This window comes from Bacteroides sp. GD17 (assembly GCF_038448625.1).
Lineage (GTDB): Bacteria > Bacteroidota > Bacteroidia > Bacteroidales > Bacteroidaceae > Bacteroides.
The window spans coordinates 1-1,006 of record NZ_JBCEZS010000057.1; the positions used below are offsets into that span (position 1 = coordinate 1).

Sequence of the window (1,006 nt, forward strand, 5' to 3'; positions counted from 1 at the left end):
ATTGTTAATAATATAAATGTTCTCTGTTCTCAATATCCTTAAAGCGCAATATCACGCCTTTTCAGCCTGCAAAGTAAGAAACAAATTTCCTAAATAGATTTTAACTATACATTTCTGATTATCTGTCTATTACGATCTAACAGGAAAAGAAATAAGAGAATGAAAAGGATCTATCAGAAGTAAAAAGAAAAGACTAACAAACTGACATGCAAGAACTTCAAGCATCGTCTACACAAAGTACACTCTATCTATCATACAGATTGGCACTACTTTTTAGCACCTGATTAGAGAAAGGCATATAGCACTAACTATCTCATTTACAAATAAGAATATAGTAATAGAAGAAAACACGATTGATTATTACTGATAAAAATGGCACCATCCTCAGACACCACCGACAAGAAATAAGCTTATAACCAAACAACAGGTAGGTTCCTCTTTATTGAAAGTCCATGCAATACCAAAGCACCTGACTGCATTAAAAAAGGGAGTAGATTTCAACCCTACTCCCTGGAATATAACATTAATATATGCTATTATAATTTCTCTGCAACCACCAGTTCCCATCCCTTGAATACCAGTGTAATGAGCCCCAGTTCCGTATGCCCTTTAGTGCGAAGCACCTTCTCATCCGCCGCATAACGTTTCAGTTGTTCGGCGGCATCCTGTTTCAACAGTGCGATATCCGCTTCCGAAGCGTCACGCCGGGCATACTTCACCTCTACAATATAGCTATAAGCAATCTCCGGCTGATGCAACAGATCCGGCATCATGTAGAAATCCGCATAGCCTTTGGAAGACTCATGTTCGGGGAAGAGTACATAGCCTTGTGTCAATCCCAAATAGGCCAGCAGGAAACCTTTTACATGTGCTTCTCCCTCGATGAACTCACGAATAGCGCTCTGACGTTCCAATTCTCCGGCAAAGAAGCGGAAGACGGGCTCCCATTCGCCACGGAGAGCCATCTTCTTCACCAAACCGGAGAAAGAAGAAAGATCCAAATCGA

1 protein-coding gene is annotated in these 1,006 nt (G+C 40.7%); it reads right to left on the reverse strand.

Translation table 11 applies throughout. The annotated features are described in order from the left end of the window. Window positions 1–536: 536 nt before the first annotated feature. On the reverse strand, window positions 537–1,006 hold a 470-nt coding region (locus AAE250_RS23560), incomplete at its 5' end, for a PD-(D/E)XK nuclease domain-containing protein (RefSeq protein ID WP_342289513.1).